The organism is Candidatus Allofournierella excrementigallinarum (genome assembly GCF_944388085.1).
Lineage (GTDB): Bacteria > Bacillota > Clostridia > Oscillospirales > Ruminococcaceae > Allofournierella_A > Allofournierella_A excrementigallinarum.
The window spans coordinates 28,623-46,593 of record NZ_CALXHK010000005.1; the positions used below are offsets into that span (position 1 = coordinate 28,623).

A 17,971-nucleotide genomic window follows, 5' to 3' on the forward strand; every position below is an offset into this window, starting at 1 on the left:
GGTTTCCTCCTTTTTTCTGGTGTCCGGGGCCGTCACACGAGTTTGAAGTGTTCGGCTTTCAGAGAGTCGGTGATGAGCTTCACATGGTCGAAGTCGCGGGTCTCCATGTCGATGCGAAGGAACACGCCGTGCACGCTCTCGGTGGCCCCCTTCTCATAATGCACGCCGGTGACGTTGCCGCCGCAGTCGGCGATGATGCGGGAGATGTCCTTCAGCTGGCCGGGCTTGTCGATGAGCTCAATGAGCAGGCTGGAGGACCGGCCGCTGTTCAAAAGGCCCCGGTCGATGACACGGGAGAGGCTGGTCACGTCGATGTTGCCGCCGGAGACCACGCTCACCACCCGCTTTCCCCTCAGAGGGAACTTGCCGAACATGGCGGCGGCCACCGACACCGCGCCCGCGCCCTCGGCGATCATCTTCTGCTTTTCGATGAGGGCCAGAATGGCCGAGGCCACCTCGTCGTCGGTCACAAGGGCGATGTCGTCCACATAGTCCCGCACCAGGGCGAAGGTGGTTTCGCCCGGCTGCTTCACCGCGATGCCGTCGGCGATGGTCTGCACGCTCTCGAGGCACTGGATGGCGCCGCCCGAGATGGAGTTGAACATGCTGGGCGCGCCCGCCGCCTGCACGCCGTATACTTTTACCGACGGACGAATTTGTTTGGCAGTGTAGGCGATGCCGGAAATGAGGCCGCCGCCGCCCACCGGCACGATGATGGCGTCGATGTTGTCCAGCTGGGAGAGGATCTCAAGGGCGATGGTGCCCTGGCCGGCGATGACGTTTTCGTCGTCGAAGGGATGCACGAAGGTGTAGCCCATCTCGTCTTTCAGCTCCAGCGCCTTTTTGTAGGCGTCGTCGTAGCAGCCCTCCACCAGGCAGACCTCTGCGCCGAAGCCCTTGGTGGCTTCCACCTTGGAGATGGGGGCGGTGTCCGGCAGGCAGATGAGGGATCTGATGCCGTTCTTGGATGCCGCCAACGCCACGCCCTGGGCGTGGTTGCCCGCCGAGCAGGCGATGACGCCCCGGGCCTTTTCCTCTTCGGTGAGCATCGCGATCTTGTAGCCCGCGCCCCGCACCTTGAAGGAGCCGGTGATCTGAAGGTTTTCCGGCTTGAGATAGAGTTCGCACTCCGGCGCAATGCCAAAGGCCCTTGCCACCGCGGTTTCCCGCACGATGCTTTTCAGCACCCGCTGCGCGTCGAATACCTTGTCGAGAGATAACATGTTTTTCCCCTTTCCGCACTGCCCTGAAACGAAAAACACCCGTCTCAAAGCGAATTCTGCTTTGAGACGGGTGTAAAATTTTACACTCGCGGTACCACTCAAATTGCGGACGCACTGGCCCGCCACCTCTTCGAAGTCCACAAACTTCTATGCACTGACGCAGCATTCTCGAAAGACGCCTACTCGGCTTTCGCCTTTGGGGCCTTCAGCTCGGAAGGGATGGGAACACTGCAGTCCTTTGCCGGGATCGCACCATCCCCGGCTCTCTGAGAAATTCGTTGCAGGTCCGTCTTCGTCACAGCTTTTGCTTTTGTTCGAAGTCAAACAACCTCTATGCGTTAACGCAGCATGCGCGGGAGACCCTACTGGCCCCAAAGGGGGTTCAGGCTCCGGCTCGGAAGGGACAGGCCCTGGGGCGTTCCGCGCCGGTTCACACCAACCACCGGCTCTCTGCAGCGGGCCATCCCCGGCCACTCTTCGTCACAGCCTTCATATTCAATTTCGTCAAATATACCACTCTCGAAAAAGGATGTCAATATTATTCTGGGTAAAATCCAATAAAAATTTTATCGCTTTATCAAATTGCACTGCAAAACACCAAAGCGGGGCCCTCCCTTTGTGAAAAATTCCATCCGGCCGGGGCAGACGGGGGAACGGCGGCCCCGGCGGGCACATATACTGGGGCAGAAATTTTTGAGCAACGGAGTGAGGACGATATGGATAAATTCGATTCGGACCGCAGACCCGAATTCATGCGGCGGCAGCACGGCTGCGGCTGCTGCGTTTGCAGCGGGCCCCAGGGCCCGCAGGGGGAACCTGGCCCCCAGGGCCCTCCGGGCGAACCTGGCCCCCAGGGCCCTCCGGGCGAACCGGCCCAGGACTGTTTTGCCTCCTTTTTCATGTTCGAGCGCCGGTTCGAAAACGGACGGCCCATCCCGCTGCTGACCGGCACGGCGGACCCCACCGGCGCCATCGTGCTGGCGGACGAGACCCGCATCGAACTTGCGCTGGGCTATTACTGCATCTCCTTCAGCGTGTCCGCAATTTTGGAGGAGGCGGGATATATGCAGGTCACGCCCGCCTACAACGGCAGCCCCAACCTGCTCTACGGCATCTATTTCAAAACCGGCGCGGCGCTTTCCAGCGCCTGCGGCTCCAACTCCATCATCATCCATGTTCCCGAGGCCACCAGCTTCAGCCTTACATATAACAGCAATGTGGCGGACCGTTCCGGCGCGGCCACCGTGTCGGTTATCGGGCTGACAAGAAAAGAATGAGCCTTGAACAGAAAAAAGCCCGGCCAACCGGCCGGGCTTTTTGAATGGAGCGCAGTCCATAAGCCGCCCTTCGGGCGGCGGGGGCCCCACGAAAGTTTGCGCAGCAAAGCTTTGTGGGCAGAAGGAGCCGCAGCGGCGCGAGCGCGCCGGTGGCAAAAAAAGCCGCCGCAAGCGATGCACAGCTTGCGGCGACGTGGTGCGGATGAAGGGACTTGAACCCATATGGAGTTGCCCCCACTAGAACCTGAATCTAGCGCGTCTGCCAATTCCGCCACATCCGCATCTATGTAAACGCGGCGCAAAGCCGCGAATACGCAGCCCTCACATTGGACCGATGAGGCCCGCCGTGCGGAACGATAGCTATTTTAGCACAGAGCGCGGCGGTTGTCAACCGTCTTTTTCAAACTTTTTCTGCGCGTGTTCCACAAGCTTGGAAAACGTCTGTTCGCTCAGGTCGTGCTCCACCCGGCAGGCGTCCCGCGCGGCCACTTCCGGGTCCACCCCCAGCCGCACGAAGAACTCGGTGAGCAGCCGGTGCCGGTCATACACCCGGCGGGCAATGGCCAGCCCTGCCTCGGTCAGCACCAGCCCGCCGTCGGCGTCCACCTGCACATATCCGTTCTCCCGCAGCTTTTTCATCGCCACGCTCACGCTGGCTTTGGTGAAGGCGAGCTCATTGGCCACATCCACCGAGCGCACATAGCCCTTGCGCTCCTTCAGCATCAGGATGGCCTCGAGATAATCTTCCGAGGATTCATGGACCTGCATCTGCTTTCCCTCCGTTCCGGTGCGGCCGCTCTCTTGTAATATACCCTACCATATTTGCCGCCCTTTGGCAAGAACGGCCCCGCACCTGTGCAAAAACGCGGGGGAAAAGGGCCGGTTTGCAGTCCGCGCCCTTTCTTTTGCATTTTCGGAGGCGGGGGCTTCCTTTCCCGGTGTGCGGGTGATACAATAAGTTCGGCAAGGGGGGCGGGCAGCCCCGAGACCCTTCGTTTACCGCGTGAACGCGTGCCCGCCCATCTTCCCCGCCATGGCGTCGCCGCGGCCCTGCCCGGCGCCACCGTCATGCTCACGACGCTGGCTTCCAGCCCGAGCCGGACCTTCCGGATCCTTTTTGCGGCGCAGGCCGGGGGGCGCTCCGACGCCCTGTTTCTCTTGCTTTTCACCCCGGCGTGGGGTATAGTTAAAGTATAAAATGCCCGGAAGGGAAAGGAGCAACAGCATGAGTATTTTAGTGTGCGGCGGCGCAGGTTACATCGGCAGCCATACCTGCGTGGAACTTCTGGCGGCCGGCTATGACATCGTCGTGGCCGACAACTACTACAACTCCTGCCCGGAGGCGGTGCGCCGGGTGAAGGAGATCTCCGGCAAGGATTTCCGCTTTGTGGAGGTCGATCTCACCGACGCGGAAAAGGTGGAGCAGCTGTTCGCCCAGAACCCGGACATTGACTCGGTGATCCAGTTCGCCGCCTACAAGGCGGTGGGCGAGAGCGTGGGCAAGCCCATCGAGTACTACACCAACAACCTCGCCACCACCCTCACCGTGCTGGCCGCCATGCGCCGCCACGGCGTGAACAATCTGGTGTTCTCCTCCTCCGCCACCGTCTACGGCGACCCGGAGAAGGTGCCCATCGATGAGAACTGCCGCGTGGGCGGCACCACCAACCCCTACGGCACCAGCAAGCTGATGAACGAGATGATGCTCACCGACTGCTGCAAGGCCTACCCCGAGATGAACGTGGCGCTGCTGCGTTACTTCAATCCCATCGGCGCCCACAAGAGCGGCCTGATCGGCGAGGACCCCAACGGCATCCCCAATAACCTCGTGCCCTACATCGCCAAGGTGGCAGTGGGCGCGCTGGAGAAGGTGCATGTGTTCGGCAACGACTATCCCACCCCGGACGGCACCGGCGTGCGCGACTACATCCATGTGGTGGACCTGGCCAAGGGCCACGTGGCCGCCATCAAGAAGCTGGAGCAGAAGCCCGGCCTGTTCATCTGCAACCTGGGCACCGGCAAGGGCTACAGCGTGCTGGACGTCATCAAGGCCTACGAGAAGGCCTGCGGCAAGACCCTGCCCTATGTCATCGACCCCCGCCGCCCCGGCGACATCGCCACCGTCTACGCCGACCCCGCCAAGGCCAAAAACGAGCTGGGCTGGCAGGCGCAGTACGGCATCGAGGAGATGTGCGCGGACAGCTGGAAGTGGCAGAGCATGAACCCCAACGGCTATAAGGGCTGAGCGATACACAACACGCCAAACAACGAAGGGAGACAACGAACATGCGCAAGAAACCTATCTTAGTGGTGCTGGCTGCCGGCATGGGCAGCCGTTACGGCGGCCTCAAGCAGATCGACCCGGTGGGCCCCAGCGGCGAGGTCATCATGGACTACTCGCTCTACGACGCCAAGCGCGCCGGCTTCGAGACCGTGGTGTTCATCATCAAGCACGAGATCGAAGAGGCCTTCAAGGAGACCGTGGGCCAGCGCGCCGAGAAATTCATGGAAGTGCGCTACGCCTACCAGCAGCTGGACGACATCCCCGCCGGCTGCACCCTGCCCGAAGGCCGTGAGAAGCCTCTGGGCACCGGCCATGCCATCCTGGCGGCCCGGGACGTGCTGGACGCGCCCTTCGCGGTGATCAACGCCGACGACTACTACGGCCCCTCCGCCTTCAAGACCATCTACGACTACCTGGCCAGCGACGGGTGCGGCGTGGGCAAGTACGGCATGGTGGCCTACCGGCTGGACAGCACCGTCACCGAGCACGGCACCGTGGCCCGCGGCCTGTGCCAGGTCAGCGCGGACGGCCATCTGGTCAATGTGGTGGAGCGCACCAAGATCGGCACCTACGAGGGCGGCATCCACTTCACCGAGGACGACGGCGCCACCTGGACCGACGTGCCCGTGGACACCCCCGTTTCCATGAACCTGTGGGGCTTCGACCCCAGCTTTGTGGGCGAGCTCAAGACCCGTTTCGTGCCCTTCATGCAGGAGCTGGCCGGCACCGCCAACCCCCTCAAGACCGAGTTCCTGCTGCCCACCGTCGTGGGTCAGATGCTCGCCGAGGGCACCGCAGTGGTGACCGTGCTGCACAGCGCCGACAAGTGGTACGGCGTGACCTACAAGGAAGACAAGCCCGGCGTTGTGGCTGCCCTGGCCCAGAAGGTGGCCGACGGGCTGTATCCCACCCCGCTGTGGACCTGATCGTTCCCCAAAAGGCAGACCATGCAGGGAACGGCCGGCAAAGCCGGCCGTTCCCTTTGCCTGTGTAAAAGGGAGGACGTGCTATGAAGGAAAAGCCCATCCTGCCGCCGGCGCTGCCCGAAGGGCTGGAAACGGCGGAACGGGGCGAGGAACTCGCCGCCATGGCCGCCGCAAAGCAGGAGCCGCTGGCCCGCTGGCATTTCTGCGGGCTGGACCTCCGCGGCGAAACGCTGCGGGAGATGCGCTTTGAACAGTGCCTGTTCGAGGGCTGCCGCTTCACCGGGGCCGACCTGCGGGCGGCAAGCTTTGTGGACTGCCGGCTGAAACACTGCGAGCTTTCGGCGGTGCGGGCCGGCGAAGTTTACTTCCTGCGCTGTCAGCTGCAGGGGGTCAAGGCGGTGGCGGCATCCCTGCCGGACTGCCGCCTGGCCCATGTGCGGCTGGAGGGGTGCAACTTCACCGAAGCGAACTTCACCGGCGCCAGCGTGGAGCGCGTGCGCCTGGAGGAGTGCGATTTTTCCGCCGCCAGCCTCAGTGAATGGCGGCACAAGGAACTTTCGCTGGCGCGCAGCAGATTTTTCCGCACCAGCTTTTTCAAAACGCCGCTGGCGGGGCTTGACTTCACCGACAGCGAGCTGGAGGGCGTGGTGGTGAGCGACGCCGCCGCGGAACTCAAAGGCGCTACGGTCAACGTGCGGCAGGCGGCCCAGCTTGCCCGCCTGCTGGGCGTGACCGTGCGCTGAAACGCGACTTTTTTACCGAGGAGACAAGAGGGAAATCATGGCAAGACAAGTGGATCTTTTGAAAGGGAACATCCTGCGCTCTCTGACTTTGCTGGCGCTGCCCATCATGGGCAGCCAGCTGGTGCAGATGGCCTATAACCTGATCGACATGATCTGGATCGGCCGGGTGGGCGCGGGCGCCGTGGCCGCCGTGGGCGCGGCGGGCATGTTCATGTGGCTTTCCAACGGCATGGCGGTGCTGCCCCGCATGGGCGGCCAGGTCAAGGTGGCCCAGAGCATCGGCGCGGGCGACATCGAGGCCGCCGGGCGCTATGCCGCGGCGGCGCTGCAGATGGGCGGCGTGATGTCGCTGGCCTACACGGCGGCGATGCTCGTTGGGGCGGGGCCGCTGATCGGCTTCTTCCGGCTGAACAGCGCCGAGGTGGAGGCCCAGGCCCGGGCCTATCTCATCATCGTGGGTTTCGGCATGTTCTTCTCCTTCGTCAACCAGGTGCTGGTGGCCCTCATCAACGCCACCGGCAACAGCCGCACCCCCTTCTTTGCCATGGCGGTGGGCCTGGGCGCCAACATCGTGCTGGACCCGGTGCTCATCTTCGGCGCAGGCCCCTTCCCCAAGTGGGGCGTTGCAGGCGCGGCAGTGGCCACCGTCGCCGCCCAGGGCATCGTGTTCGCCCTGCTGGCCCGCTATGCGGCGCAGGACCAGACCCTGTTCGCCCACGTCCACCTCAAGCGGCCTGCCGCCCGAGATGAACTGGCGGCCATCGCCAAGGTCAGCGGCCCGGCCACCGTGATGAACATCATCTTTCCGCTCATCGGCATGGTCATCGCCCGGCTGGTGGCCGGCTGGGGCGACGCGGCGGTGGCGGTGCAGAAGGTGGGCAGCCAGATCGAGTCCATCAGCTGGATGACCGCCGACGGCTTTGCCGCCGCGGTGAACAGCTTCATCGCCCAAAACTGCGGCGCGGGCAACCTGCGCCGGGCGCGGCGGGGCTTCGGCGCGGCGTTTCTGCTCATGACCGTCTGGGGCATCCTGTGCAGCGCGCTGCTCATTTTCTGCGCCGCGCCCATCTTCCGTTTCTTCATCCCGGAGGCGGACGTGCTGCCCATGGGCGTGGACTACCTGGTCATCCTGGGCTATTCCGAACTGTTCATGTGCTGGGAGATCCTGGTAGGCGGCGCCTACGCGGGCTTTGGCAACACTCTGCCCTCCAGCGTGGTGAGCATCGTGTTCACCGGCCTGCGCATCCCCGCGGCCATCGCCCTCAGCGCCACGGCCCTGGGCCTTTCCGGCGTGTGGTGGAGCATCTCCATCTCCAGCATCTTCAAGGGCGTCATCCTCACCGGCGTCTTTCTGGCGTTCCTTGCGCGGCTGACCAGAAAACAGCAGATCTGCGTCCAATGAAAGAAGCCCCGGGCCATGCGGCCCGGGGCTTTTGTGCGCGAAAAATTATTTGCAATAGTGTTCGATGTAGGCCTCGCGGCATTTGTCGATGATCTCCATCGCGGCTTCGTGGCCCTGCTCCTCGTTGACCACCGTCTCCTTGCCCTCCAGGTTCTTGTACACCTGGAAGAAGTGGCGCATCTCGCTGAACAGATGGCTGGGCAGTTCGCTGATGTCACGGTAGGAGTTGTAGGTGGGGTCGCTGAAGGGGATGGCGATGATCTTTTCGTCCAGCTTGCCGCCGTCCAGCATGGAGAACACGCCGATGGGGTAGCAGCGCACCAGGCTCATGGGCTGGATGACCTCGCTGCACAGCACCAGCACGTCCAGCGGGTCGCCGTCATCCGACAGGGTGCGGGGGATGAGGCCGTAGTTGGCGGGGTAGTGGGTGGAGGTGTAGAGGATGCGGTCCAGGATGATGAGGCCGGTCTCCTTGTCCAGCTCGTATTTCTTTTTCGAGCCTTTCTCGATCTCGATCACGGCGACAAAGTCTTCGGCGGTGATGCGGGCGGGGTTCATGTCATGCCAGATGTTCGACATTGATTCAAAACTTCCTTTCCGGGCCGGGCGGCAAACCGCGCCGCAGCCGTTGGTTTGCTACCAGTATAGCATATTCCTTGTGGCAAGGCCATAGGCCGGAAGGAAAAACTTTTTGCAAAGCCTTGACTTTTGCCCCTTTGCATAGTATGATATTCAAGCAGCGCTTCGCTGAGACCTGAACTTTCAGGCGCCCGTAGCTCAGGTGGATAGAGCAACTGCCTTCTAAGCAGTGGGCCGGGGGTTCGAGTCCCTCCGGGCGCACCAATATGTGGTGGCTATGGCGCAGTTGGCTAGCGCGCCAGATTGTGGCTCTGGAGGCCGTGGGTTCGAGTCCCACTAGCCACCCCACATTACAGGGAAAGCGAACTCGAAAGAGTTCGCTTTTTTCAATAAACAAGCTGGGTTGTCGCCAAGCGGTAAGGCACGGGACTTTGACTCCCGCATCCGTGGGTTCGAATCCCGCCAACCCAACCAAAACCGGCAGGCTCCGAAAAGGGGCCTGCCGGCGTTTTTTTTGCGCGATGAACAAAGTTGCCCCTTGACATTACACATCACGTAATGATATAATCGTTACACAACATGTAACGTGATGGAGGGGCGGCCATGGAAGTCATTGATCTGAACACCCGTGAAAAGCAGAACGCTTTTATGAACCCGGCAAGGCAGGATATCCTGCGCCTGTTGCAGCTGGCGGGCCGGCCCATGACGCCGAAGGAGCTGGCGGATAAAATGGGCATTTCCGCCTCGTCGGTGACCTTCCACATCAAAAAACTGGCGGGGCTGGGGGTGGTGGCCCTGGACCATACCGAGCAGATACGGGGCATCACCGCCCGCTATTACAAAGCGCTGAACGTGTCGGTGCGGCTGGGGCTGCTGGCCCCCGGCGGGGACGATGCGGCCCAGGAGATGTTTTTGCAGCGCACGGTGGAGCAGGTGCTGGCCGGGGTGCAGGGCCTGAAACGGCTGGCGGGGGAGAAGGGCCTGACCGAAGAGGACGTGATGGGCCTGGGGGACATGCACAGCGGCGTGGTCTATCTCACGAGGGAGGAAGCCATTGAACTGCAGCGCAGGATGATGGAGTTCCTCAGCGAGAGGGAGACGCCCCGCCCCGGCGCCGCGGCCTACGAGTATGTGCTGATGGCCTACAACGCCGCGGAGGTGCCCCCCGATGTTCGATAAACGCCACGGGCTGCTGCTCTTTCTCAACGGCCTTTCCAGCGGCCTGCTCTCGCCGCTGCTCACCCTGCTTTTGCTGGACAAGGGCATCGGTCTTGCGGTGGTGCCGCTGGCGGTGGGGCTCTATTCGGCGGTGGCGGTGATCTTTGAGGTGCCCAGCGGCATGGCGGCGGACCGCTGGGGCCGCAAAAACTGCTTTCTCATCTCGCTGGCGCTGCTGCTGCCCGGCCTGGGGCTGCTTATCCTGGGGCGGGGGACGGCGGCGGTGCTGGCAGCCATGGCGTTCCAGGGCCTCGCCCGGGCCTTTTCCTCCGGCAGCCTGGACGCGCTGGTGGTGGAGGAATTCCTGCTCAAAAACGGGCCGGAGGCGCTGCCTCGGTGCACCGCCCGCATCAGCGCCCTCAACAGCGTGGGGCTGGCAGCGGGGTGCCTTGCGGGAGGCGGGGCCTATGCCGTCACCGGGCGGCTGTGGGCGCCCCTGGCATTGAAAGGGATGCTGGTGGCGGCATCGCTGGCGCTGGGCGCGGGCCTTGTGGAGCACACGGTGGAAGGTGAGGAGGGAGAGGCAAACCCGGTGGCCCAGCTGGCCGCCACCCTGCGGGGCAGGGGCCTGGTGCGGGCGCTGGTGCTCTGTTCCGCCGCCCTGGCGCCGGCGCTTTTTTCGGTGGAGGTGTTCTATCAGCCCCGGTTCGAGCAGCTGCTGAACAGTTCCGCCGCCGGATGGGCCCTGGGGGCCCTGGGCGGAGGGGCGTTCTACGCCGCGGCAGCGGGGTCGGTGCTGGGGCCGCGCCTTACCCGCCGCCCCACCCTGGCAAAGCTGCTGGGGGCCGCCGCCCTGGTTGGGGCGGGGCTGATGGCCCTGGGCGCTTCGGGGGCGCCGGTGACGTTCGTGGCGGCCTATTTCCTCTTTTATGTCATGGTCGGCTGGGGCGACTACCTGACTTCCAGCCTGATGAACGAGGCGGCTCCTCCCAGCCAGCGGGCCACTCTGCTCTCCGCCAGTTCACTGAGCATGCAGCTGGGCGGGCTCGCCGCTTCGCCTTTGCTCTCGGCGGGGGCGGCGGTGGGCACCATCCCCCAGGTGTGGCTGGCCGCCGGCGGCGTGCTGGCGGCGGGGATGCTGGCCTGGCTGGCCGCGTGGGCCCTGCGCAGGCGCAAAGCAAAATAAAAGACCTCCCCGCCCGGCCCGCAGGCCGAACGGGGAGGTTTCTGCTTGACAGGGCTTTACCGATGCGCGCCGGTGCCTTTTTCCATCAGATAGGTGGCGGTGAGGTCCGCCAGGTGCAGCTTGACCGCCAGCGGATAGGCGTCGTAGGCCTCGCTGATGGCGCGGCAGCCGCCCCGGGCGGCGTCGTCAAAGCCGCCCATGTGCCAGCGGATGGCCACCGCCTCGGCGGGCTTTAAACGGATGAAGCGCTCGATGAGATAAACGCTCTTCTCGCCGTGGCCGTAGGGGAACTGGTCCTCCACCATGAAGATGGGCACCTTTTCCCACTGGCCGGTGGCCTCGTTTTTCACGTTGCGGCTGCCGGCCTTGTAATAATTGGCCTTGCACAGATCGTGCAAAAGGCCGCAGACGGCCATGCTTTCGGGGTTGTCGCCCTCTTCAAAAAAGCGGTCCATCAGGGCGTGATACACGTTCAGGCTGTGCATCACCAGCCCCTCCTCGCAGGCGCCGTGGAAACGGGTGGAGGCGGGCGCTTTGAAAAAGTCGGTGGAGGAAAGCCACTCCAGCAGCCTGTCCGCGCCGGGGCGGGAGACCTCCCGCCGCCAGATGTCGCAAAATTCTTCCCGGTATCCCATCACAGATCCATCTCTTCCAGGATGCCCTTCAGGATGGCGATCTCGTCGCGGCTCAGGCTGATGCCCTTGCCCATCTTGCTGCCGTCGGGCGACCAGTCGCGGATGTCGTACTTGGGCTCGCGGTCGTTCCAGCTCACCATGTTCAGCTGCCGCTCCCAGCCGTTGGCGCTCTGGGAAAGCACGGCGATGCGCTGGGTGATCTCGTATTTGAATTCTGCCATAACCTGCTCCTCGCTTTTGATGGTTTTCCGTGCCGCCTTCCGGGCGGACGTTCGCCTCTATTCTAATGTATCAAAAGCGAGAATGCAAGTGCGATTTGGCAAAAGCTGCCTTTTACCCCTGGGGGAATTCCTCCTTGCTGCACAGCTTGCTTTTTACCGTCTCGTCGCTCTCCACCCAGCCTTCCCGGCAGGCGTGGGCCTCCACCTGGGTGTAGTAAAGCGCGCCTTTCAGCGCGCCCTCGGCCACGGCTTTGGCCGCTTTGGCGCCGGGACTTGCCGCGCCGGAGGCGGCGGCCGGGGCCCGGCTGCGTTCGGGCGCGGCAGGCGGGGCGGGGGCCTTTGGCGCCGGGCCGGGCATCGCGTTCAGTTCGTGGTGCACGAAATCCTTGAGTGTGCTCAAATGGGTCATCTCCTTCCTTTTCTATAAGTTGCGCGAAAAAGGGCGGAATATGCATCACACGGAATGTAAAATCCGCAAAACAGAAGCTCCTGCGATTTTACCCGCTTTTTACCGGAATGCGATAGCGGATTTTCGAAACCGGGCGGTATACTGTAACCGTTCCCCACAGGAGGGAACCAAATCCTGAGCAACACATGAATCGTAAGGAGAGAAAAGAAAATGAAAAAGTTTGTTGCTTTTGCGGCCGCTCTGTGCATGGCCGTGAGCCTGGCAGCCTGTGGCAGCGCCCCTTCTTCCAGCGCCCCCGCCGCCAACACCGACAGTTCTGACACCACCACCACCAGCACCCCTGCCTCCCAGACCGCTGAGCTGGAAGGCGCGGTGACCACCGGCGGCTCCACCAGCGTGGAGAAGGTCATCCTGGCCATGCAGGAGTCCTTCATGAACGCGAACCCCGGCGTTGACGTTACTTACGATCCCACCGGCAGCGGCGCCGGCATCACCGGTGCCTCTGAGGGCACCCTGGACATCGGCCTTTCCAGCCGCGCTCTGAAAGAGGACGAGACCGGCCTGGTGGGCACCACCTTCGCCCTGGATGGCATCGCCATCATCGTGAACAACGAGAACACCGTCACCGACCTGTCCCTGGAGCAGATCAAGGGCCTGGCCGACGGCACCATCACCAACTGGAGCGAGGTGGGCGGCCCCGACGCCCCCGTGGTCCTGATCGGCCGTGAGGCCGGCAGCGGCACCCGCGACGGCTTCGAGAGCATTGTCGGCGTGGAGGATGTCTGCGTCTACGATCAGGAGCTGACCAGCACCGGCGCCGTGATCGCCGCCGTGGCCGCCAACCCCAACGCCTTCGGCTACGCCTCCCTGTCCGCTGTGGATGAGAAGGTCAAGGCTGTGACCGTCGACGGCGTGGAGGCTACTGAGGCCACCGTGCAGGACGGCAGCTACAAGGTGCAGCGTCCCTTCGTCTTTGTCACCAAGGAGGGCGCTGAGCTGAGCGACGCCGCTAAAGGCTTCATCGACTTCGCCCTGAGCGAGGACGCCCACCAGCTGATCATCGACGCCGGCGCGGTGCCCCTGGCGTAACACACCCACGGTCCCCCGAAAAGAGCCGCACGGCCCGCGCCGTGCGGCTTTTGCCGGGCTGTGAAAGGAGAACGCCCATGAAAACCAAACACATCACCGAGGCGGTCATGCACGCCGTGTTCTTCATCTGCGGCATGCTGGCCATCGCCTTTGTGGCCCTCATCAGCCTCTACATCATCACCGCCGGCCTGCCCGCCATCAAGGAGATCGGCCTGGGCGAGTTTTTGCTGGGCACCGTGTGGAAGTCCACCGCGGCCGAGCCCAGCTTCGGCATCCTGCCCTTCATCCTCACCAGCATCTGGGGCACCCTGGGCGCCATCGTCATCGGCGTGCCGGTGGGGGTGCTCACCGCAGTGTTCCTCTCCAAGGTGGCCAGCCCCCGGGTGGCGTCCATCGTGCGCCCGGCGGTGGACCTGCTGGCGGGCATCCCCAGCGTGGTCTACGGCCTGGTGGGCATGATGGTGCTGGTGCCGCTGATGATGCAGGTGTTCCATCTGGACAACGGCACCTGCCTTCTGGCCGCCATGCTGGTGCTGGCCATTATGATTTTGCCCGGCATCGTGTCGGTGAGCGAGACGGCGCTGAACGCCGTGCCGCCCGAGTATGAGCACGCCAGCCTCGCCCTCGGCGCCACCTGGATGGAGACCGTCTTCAAGGTCAGCCTGCCCGCCGCGAAAAGCGGCATCGGCGCGGGCGTCGTGTTGGGCGTGGGCCGCGCCATCGGCGAGGCCATGGCCGTTATGATGGTGGCCGGCAACGTGCCCAACATGCCGGGCCTGTTCAAGAGCGTCACCTTCCTGACCACCGCGGTGGCCAAGGAGATGAGCTACGCCAGCGGCCTGCAGAGGCAGGCGCTGTTCAGCATCGCTCTGGTGCTGTTCATCTTTATCATGCTGGTCAACGGCCTCTTGGGCCGCATGCTGAAACGGGGGGAGAAGGAATGAGCACCATGCAGGCAACACTGAACGCATCCGGCGCGCGCGCCGAAAAAGCTGCCGCCCCTTCGAAACTTGCCGTGCGCAAGGCCAAAAGCGCTGTGCTGCTGGGCCTCGTCTATACGGCGGCGGCGCTTACCTGCGCGCTGCTCATCGGCCTCATCGGCTACATCTTCGTCAAGGGCGTGCCCCACATCACCTGGCAGCTGCTCTCCACCGCGCCCAGCGCGCTGAAGGACACCATCGGCATCCTGCCCAACATCCTGAACACCCTCTACATCGTGGCCTTCAGCCTGCTGCTGGCCCTGCCGCTGGGCGTGGGTGCGGCGGTGTACCTCACCGAGTACGCCACCAGCCGCCGCCTCATCAGCCTGGTGGAGTTCGCCACCGAGGCGCTGGCGGGCATCCCCTCCATCCTCTACGGCCTGGTGGGCATGCTGTTCTTCGCCCAGATGCTGGGCTTCAAGACCAGCCTTCTCTCCGGCGGCTGCACCCTGGTCATCATGATTTTGCCCACCATCATCCGCACCACCCAGGAGAGCCTCAAGACCGTGCCCGCCAGCTACCGTGAGGGCGCGCTGGGCCTGGGGGCCACCAAGTGGTATATGATCCGCACCATCGTGCTGCCTTCCTCGCTGGAGGGCATCATCACCGGCTGCATCCTGGCCGTGGGCCGCATCGTGGGCGAAAGCGCCGCCCTGCTGTTCACCGCCGGCGTGGGCACCGTCATTGCCAAAAATGTGTTCGCGGCCTTCTCCCGCAGCGGCGGCACTTTGTCCGTGGCGCTGTATATGTATGTGAGCGAGCGCGGCGAGTTCGACGTGGGCTATGCCATCGCCGCCATCCTGATGGTGCTGGTGCTGGGGCTGAACGCCGCCACCCGGCTGGTACGCAACCGAATGAAAAAGAAGGAGGGCGCACAATGAGCGAGACCCCCATTTTGCAATCGAAAGACCTTCACCTGTACTACGGCGAGACCGAGGCGCTGAAGGGCATCAACATGGACATCCAGAAGAACGAGATCACCGCCCTGATCGGGCCCTCGGGCTGCGGCAAGTCCACCTTCCTCAAAACGCTGGACCGCATGAACGACCTCATCCCCTCGGTGCGCATCACCGGCCAGGTGCTGCTGAACGGCCAGGACATCTACGAAAAGGATGTGGACGTGAACGAGCTGCGCCGCCGGGTGGGCATGGTGTTCCAGAAGCCCAACCCCTTCCCCATGAGCATCTACGACAACGTGGCCTACGGCCCCCGGCTTCACGGCAACCACTCCCACGCGGAGTTGGACGAGCTGGTGGAAAAGAGCCTGCGGGGCGCGGCGCTGTGGGACGAAGTGAAGGACCGCCTGAAAAAGAGTGCCATGGGCCTCTCCGGCGGCCAGCAGCAGCGCCTTTGCATCGCCAGGGCGCTGGCGGTGGAGCCGGACGTGCTGCTGATGGACGAACCCACCAGCGCCCTGGACCCCGGCAGCACCCTGCGCATCGAGGACCTGATGGCCGACCTGAAAAAGAACTACACCGTGGTCATCGTGACCCACAATATGCAGCAGGCCAGCCGTATCTCGGACAAGACCGCCTTCTTCCTGCTGGGCGAACTGGTGGAGTACGGCCCCACCATCCAGATCTTCCAGAACCCCCAGGACAAGCGCACCGAGGATTACATCACCGGCCGGTTCGGCTGACAAGGAGGCAATTATGCAGACCCGAAACAATTACACCGAGGCCCTGGGCCAGCTGCGCGTGCATGTGATGGAGATGGGCGGCGGCATCGTGCAGGCCATCGGCCGCACCCAGCGCGCCCTGGAGCAGCTGGACGCCGGCCTGGCCCGCGCAGTGATGGAAGGAGACGACGCGTTCGACCAGATGGAGCGGGACATCGAGCAGGAGTGCCTGGCCCTGGTGGTCACCCAGAGCCCCGTGGCGGGCGACTGGCGGCGCATTGCCTCCATCATGCGTATGATCGCCGATCTGGAACGCATCGCCGACCACTGCGCCGACATCAGCGAGTATGTCATCAAACTTTCCGGCAAGGACAGGGTGGACCACATCCCCTATTTCTCTGAGATGTTCGCCCTGATGCAGAAGATGGTGCAGGACACCGTGCAGGCCTATGTGGACCTGGACGTGGAGAAGGCCCGCCTTGTGGCCGCCCAGGACGACGCCCAGGACGACTACTTCGAGGAAGTGTGCGAGGAGCTGTGCCAGATGATGGCCGCCAACCCCGGCGCCATCTCCCAGTATGTGGACTATCTGATGATCGCCAAATACCTGGAGCGCATGAGCGACCATGCCACCAACCTGGCGGAGTGGATCGAATACATCGTCAAGGGCGAGCTTCGCATCTGAGCCTTTTCTTTTCTCTTTTGCCGCCTCCGGCCCGCCAAGGGCCGGGGCGGCGTTTTTTGTTTGCAGTTGCCAAGGGCGCTTTATCGTGCTATAATAATGAAACTTCGGGCCGGGCAGCGCGCCCGCGCGCCGCAGAGAGGGGAGAAAAGCAGCATGCAGAAAGTACCGTTCATCACACTGGAACAGGCCCGGCAGATCATTGCCGATGTGCCCACGCCGTTCCATATCTACGACGAGAAGGGCATCCGGGAGAACGCCCGCCGCCTTTACAAAGCCTTCAGCTGGAACAAGGGCTTCAAGGAGTATTTCGCCGTCAAGGCCACCCCGAACCCCTACCTGATGCAGATCTTAAAAGAGGAAGGCTGCGGCATGGACTGCTCCTCCTACACCGAGCTGGTCCTCAGCGAGGCCTGCGGCATCACCGGCCACGACGTGATGTTCTCCTCCAACGTGACCCCCGTAAAGGATATGAAAAAGGCCGCTGAGATGGGCGCCTACATCAACCTGGACGACTACACCCACGTGGAATTTCTGGACCGGGTGGCGGGCGTGCCCGAGACCGTCTGCTGCCGCTACAATCCCGGCGGCATGTTCAGCCTGGGCAACGACATCATGGACAACCCCGGCGAAGCCAAGTACGGCATGACCGAGGTGCAGATGGTCAGCGCCTTCAAAAAGCTGATGGCCAGGGGCGCAAAGCAGTTCGGCATCCACGCCTTTTTGGCCAGCAACACCACCTACAACGAGTACTATCCCACCCTGGCGGGCATCCTGTTCGAGCTGGCGGTGCGCCTGCGCGAGGCCACCGGCGCCAAAATAGCCTTCGTGAACCTCTCCGGCGGCGTGGGCGTGGACTACGCCCCCTACCAGCCCAAAAGCGACATCAATGCCATCGGCGAGGGCGTGCGCAAAAAGTTTGAAGAGATCCTCGTGCCCGCGGGCATGGGGGACGTTGCCATCTTCACCGAGCTGGGCCGCTTCATGCTGGCGCCCTACGGCCATCTGGTGGCCACCGTGCTCCACGAAAAGCACATCCAGAAGGACTACGTGGGCCTGGACGCCTGCGCCGCCAACCTGATGCGCCCGGCCATGTACGGCGCCTACCACCACATCACCGTGCTGGGCAAGGAGGACGAGCCCTGCGACCGCATCTACGATGTTACCGGCGGATTGTGCGAAAACAACGACAAGTTCGCCGTGGACCGGCCCCTGCCCAAGATCGAGATCGGCGACATCGTGGTCATCCACGACACCGGCGCCCACGGCTTTTCCATGGGCTACAACTACAACGGCAAGCTGCGCAGCGCCGAGGTGCTGCTGAAGGAGGACGGCTCCCACCAGCTCATCCGCCGTGCCGAGACCCCGGCGGACTATTTTGCCACCTTTGATTTCACCCCCTATTGGGACAAACTGCAAAAAGGCTGACCGCGCAGGCCGCCGCCACAGAGGGCGGCGGCCTGTTACATTTTGTTTGCAATTCTTCGATTTACAGCCGCGTGTGCCGGGTGTATAATAAGTAACTGGATCATTCGAGAAGAGCGCCGCCTTCCGGCGGC

At 63.3% G+C, this 17,971-nt stretch carries 19 protein-coding genes and 4 tRNA genes; 16 read left to right on the forward strand and 7 right to left on the reverse strand.

The annotated features are described in order from the left end of the window. Positions 1-32: 32 nt before the first annotated feature. Positions 33-1,223, reverse strand: a complete 1,191-nt coding sequence (gene ilvA, locus ACH2AT_RS01705; protein WP_394963031.1) for a threonine ammonia-lyase — start codon at positions 1,221-1,223, stop codon at positions 33-35. Between the two features lie 716 nt (positions 1,224-1,939). Here ilvA and ACH2AT_RS01710 point away from each other — a divergent pair. Then, positions 1,940-2,500 carry a hypothetical protein gene (locus ACH2AT_RS01710; protein ID WP_394963032.1) on the forward strand — a complete coding sequence of 187 codons (561 nt, stop codon included), beginning with the start codon at positions 1,940-1,942 and terminating at the stop codon, positions 2,498-2,500. Between the two features lie 194 nt (positions 2,501-2,694). Here the strand turns inward: ACH2AT_RS01710 and ACH2AT_RS01715 are convergent. Both ACH2AT_RS01715 and ACH2AT_RS01720 read right to left on the reverse strand, forming a co-directional pair. After that, positions 2,695-2,781: transfer RNA gene (locus ACH2AT_RS01715), tRNA-Leu, on the reverse strand. 106 nt (positions 2,782-2,887) lie between these two features. Next, the gene (locus ACH2AT_RS01720) at positions 2,888-3,268 is read right to left on the reverse strand and encodes a metal-dependent transcriptional regulator (protein WP_330055800.1); all 381 of its coding nucleotides are present in this window, start codon (positions 3,266-3,268) and stop codon (positions 2,888-2,890) included. A gap of 457 nt (positions 3,269-3,725) precedes the next feature. Here ACH2AT_RS01720 and galE point away from each other — a divergent pair, with 457 nt between their 5' ends. From galE to ACH2AT_RS01740, 4 genes are all read left to right on the forward strand, one after another. Beyond that, entirely contained in the window at positions 3,726-4,745 is a 1,020-nt protein-coding gene (gene galE / locus ACH2AT_RS01725; protein ID WP_394963034.1) for a UDP-glucose 4-epimerase GalE, read from the forward strand. A gap of 41 nt (positions 4,746-4,786) precedes the next feature. Continuing rightward, positions 4,787-5,710: an NDP-sugar synthase gene (locus ACH2AT_RS01730; protein WP_394963036.1), complete on the forward strand. Its 924-nt coding sequence runs from the start codon at positions 4,787-4,789 to the stop codon at positions 5,708-5,710. 83 nt (positions 5,711-5,793) lie between these two features. Further along, complete coding sequence (locus ACH2AT_RS01735) at positions 5,794-6,453, forward strand: pentapeptide repeat-containing protein (protein WP_394963038.1); 660 nt, start codon at positions 5,794-5,796, stop codon at positions 6,451-6,453. Positions 6,454-6,490: 37 nt separating this feature from the next. Beyond that, on the forward strand, positions 6,491-7,855 hold the full coding sequence (locus ACH2AT_RS01740; RefSeq protein ID WP_394963040.1) for an MATE family efflux transporter: 1,365 nt from the start codon (positions 6,491-6,493) through the stop codon (positions 7,853-7,855). Positions 7,856-7,900: 45 nt separating this feature from the next. Here the strand turns inward: ACH2AT_RS01740 and ACH2AT_RS01745 are convergent, their stop codons facing one another. Beyond that, a complete protein-coding gene (locus ACH2AT_RS01745) occupies positions 7,901-8,434 on the reverse strand; it encodes an inorganic diphosphatase (RefSeq protein ID WP_394963042.1) in 534 nt (177 codons plus the stop codon). A gap of 187 nt (positions 8,435-8,621) precedes the next feature. Here ACH2AT_RS01745 and ACH2AT_RS01750 point away from each other — a divergent pair. The 5 genes from ACH2AT_RS01750 (at position 8,622) to ACH2AT_RS01770 (ending at position 10,778) form a co-directional block, all read left to right on the forward strand. Then, a tRNA-Arg gene (locus ACH2AT_RS01750) sits at positions 8,622-8,698 on the forward strand. Between the two features lie 7 nt (positions 8,699-8,705). Continuing rightward, a tRNA-His gene (locus ACH2AT_RS01755) sits at positions 8,706-8,782 on the forward strand. A gap of 51 nt (positions 8,783-8,833) precedes the next feature. Then, positions 8,834-8,908 (forward strand) — tRNA-Gln (locus ACH2AT_RS01760). Between the two features lie 129 nt (positions 8,909-9,037). Further along, entirely contained in the window at positions 9,038-9,613 is a 576-nt protein-coding gene (locus tag ACH2AT_RS01765; RefSeq protein ID WP_394963044.1) for a helix-turn-helix domain-containing protein, read from the forward strand. Further along, positions 9,603-10,778, forward strand: coding sequence for an MFS transporter (locus ACH2AT_RS01770; RefSeq protein WP_394963046.1), 1,176 nt, complete (start codon positions 9,603-9,605; stop codon positions 10,776-10,778). The genes ACH2AT_RS01765 and ACH2AT_RS01770 overlap by 11 nt, the downstream gene beginning before the upstream one ends. A gap of 56 nt (positions 10,779-10,834) precedes the next feature. Here ACH2AT_RS01770 and ACH2AT_RS01775 read toward each other — a convergent pair whose 3' ends face one another. The 3 genes from ACH2AT_RS01775 to ACH2AT_RS01785 form a co-directional block, all read right to left on the reverse strand. Continuing rightward, on the reverse strand, positions 10,835-11,413 hold the full coding sequence (locus tag ACH2AT_RS01775) for a hydrolase (RefSeq protein ID WP_394963048.1): 579 nt from the start codon (positions 11,411-11,413) through the stop codon (positions 10,835-10,837). Further along, positions 11,413-11,634, reverse strand: coding sequence for a PC4/YdbC family ssDNA-binding protein (locus ACH2AT_RS01780; protein WP_330058645.1), 222 nt, complete (start codon positions 11,632-11,634; stop codon positions 11,413-11,415). The genes ACH2AT_RS01775 and ACH2AT_RS01780 overlap by 1 nt, the downstream gene beginning before the upstream one ends. A gap of 112 nt (positions 11,635-11,746) precedes the next feature. After that, on the reverse strand, positions 11,747-12,034 hold the full coding sequence (locus tag ACH2AT_RS01785) for a hypothetical protein (protein WP_394963051.1): 288 nt from the start codon (positions 12,032-12,034) through the stop codon (positions 11,747-11,749). A gap of 219 nt (positions 12,035-12,253) precedes the next feature. Here ACH2AT_RS01785 and ACH2AT_RS01790 point away from each other — a divergent pair, with 219 nt between their 5' ends. The 6 genes from ACH2AT_RS01790 (at position 12,254) to ACH2AT_RS01815 (ending at position 17,840) form a co-directional block, all read left to right on the forward strand. Further along, a complete protein-coding gene (locus tag ACH2AT_RS01790) occupies positions 12,254-13,132 on the forward strand; it encodes a phosphate ABC transporter substrate-binding protein (protein WP_394963053.1) in 879 nt (292 codons plus the stop codon). 77 nt (positions 13,133-13,209) lie between these two features. Further along, complete coding sequence (pstC, locus tag ACH2AT_RS01795) at positions 13,210-14,076, forward strand: phosphate ABC transporter permease subunit PstC (protein ID WP_394963055.1); 867 nt, start codon at positions 13,210-13,212, stop codon at positions 14,074-14,076. Beyond that, positions 14,073-14,993 (forward strand): phosphate ABC transporter permease PstA, encoded by a 921-nt coding sequence (gene pstA / locus ACH2AT_RS01800; RefSeq protein ID WP_394963057.1) that lies wholly within the window; start codon positions 14,073-14,075, stop codon positions 14,991-14,993. Before pstC ends, pstA begins: the two co-directional genes overlap by 4 nt. Beyond that, a complete protein-coding gene (pstB, locus tag ACH2AT_RS01805; RefSeq protein WP_330058649.1) occupies positions 14,990-15,751 on the forward strand; it encodes a phosphate ABC transporter ATP-binding protein PstB in 762 nt (253 codons plus the stop codon). The genes pstA and pstB overlap by 4 nt, the downstream gene beginning before the upstream one ends. Positions 15,752-15,764: 13 nt before the next feature. Continuing rightward, a complete protein-coding gene (gene phoU / locus ACH2AT_RS01810; protein WP_394963060.1) occupies positions 15,765-16,415 on the forward strand; it encodes a phosphate signaling complex protein PhoU in 651 nt (216 codons plus the stop codon). A gap of 153 nt (positions 16,416-16,568) precedes the next feature. Continuing rightward, positions 16,569-17,840: a diaminopimelate decarboxylase gene (locus tag ACH2AT_RS01815; RefSeq protein WP_394963062.1), complete on the forward strand. Its 1,272-nt coding sequence runs from the start codon at positions 16,569-16,571 to the stop codon at positions 17,838-17,840. The last annotated feature ends 131 nt before the right edge of the window (positions 17,841-17,971 follow it).

Bases quoted from the DNA above. Each gene is read 5' to 3' on its own strand.
- ilvA (WP_394963031.1), bottom strand. From the start codon at position 1,223: ATGTTATCTCTCGACAAGGTATTCGACGCGCAGCGGGTGCTGAAAAGC.
- ACH2AT_RS01710 (WP_394963032.1), top strand. From the start codon at position 1,940: ATGGATAAATTCGATTCGGACCGCAGACCCGAATTCATGCGGCGGCAG.
- ACH2AT_RS01720 (WP_330055800.1), bottom strand. From the start codon at position 3,268: ATGCAGGTCCATGAATCCTCGGAAGATTATCTCGAGGCCATCCTGATG.
- galE (WP_394963034.1), top strand. From the start codon at position 3,726: ATGAGTATTTTAGTGTGCGGCGGCGCAGGTTACATCGGCAGCCATACC.
- ACH2AT_RS01730 (WP_394963036.1), top strand. From the start codon at position 4,787: ATGCGCAAGAAACCTATCTTAGTGGTGCTGGCTGCCGGCATGGGCAGC.
- ACH2AT_RS01735 (WP_394963038.1), top strand. From the start codon at position 5,794: ATGAAGGAAAAGCCCATCCTGCCGCCGGCGCTGCCCGAAGGGCTGGAA.
- ACH2AT_RS01740 (WP_394963040.1), top strand. From the start codon at position 6,491: ATGGCAAGACAAGTGGATCTTTTGAAAGGGAACATCCTGCGCTCTCTG.
- ACH2AT_RS01745 (WP_394963042.1), bottom strand. From the start codon at position 8,434: ATGTCGAACATCTGGCATGACATGAACCCCGCCCGCATCACCGCCGAA.
- ACH2AT_RS01765 (WP_394963044.1), top strand. From the start codon at position 9,038: ATGGAAGTCATTGATCTGAACACCCGTGAAAAGCAGAACGCTTTTATG.
- ACH2AT_RS01770 (WP_394963046.1), top strand. From the start codon at position 9,603: ATGTTCGATAAACGCCACGGGCTGCTGCTCTTTCTCAACGGCCTTTCC.
- ACH2AT_RS01775 (WP_394963048.1), bottom strand. From the start codon at position 11,413: ATGGGATACCGGGAAGAATTTTGCGACATCTGGCGGCGGGAGGTCTCC.
- ACH2AT_RS01780 (WP_330058645.1), bottom strand. From the start codon at position 11,634: ATGGCAGAATTCAAATACGAGATCACCCAGCGCATCGCCGTGCTTTCC.
- ACH2AT_RS01790 (WP_394963053.1), top strand. From the start codon at position 12,254: ATGAAAAAGTTTGTTGCTTTTGCGGCCGCTCTGTGCATGGCCGTGAGC.
- pstC (WP_394963055.1), top strand. From the start codon at position 13,210: ATGAAAACCAAACACATCACCGAGGCGGTCATGCACGCCGTGTTCTTC.
- pstA (WP_394963057.1), top strand. From the start codon at position 14,073: ATGAGCACCATGCAGGCAACACTGAACGCATCCGGCGCGCGCGCCGAA.
- pstB (WP_330058649.1), top strand. From the start codon at position 14,990: ATGAGCGAGACCCCCATTTTGCAATCGAAAGACCTTCACCTGTACTAC.
- phoU (WP_394963060.1), top strand. From the start codon at position 15,765: ATGCAGACCCGAAACAATTACACCGAGGCCCTGGGCCAGCTGCGCGTG.
- ACH2AT_RS01815 (WP_394963062.1), top strand. From the start codon at position 16,569: ATGCAGAAAGTACCGTTCATCACACTGGAACAGGCCCGGCAGATCATT.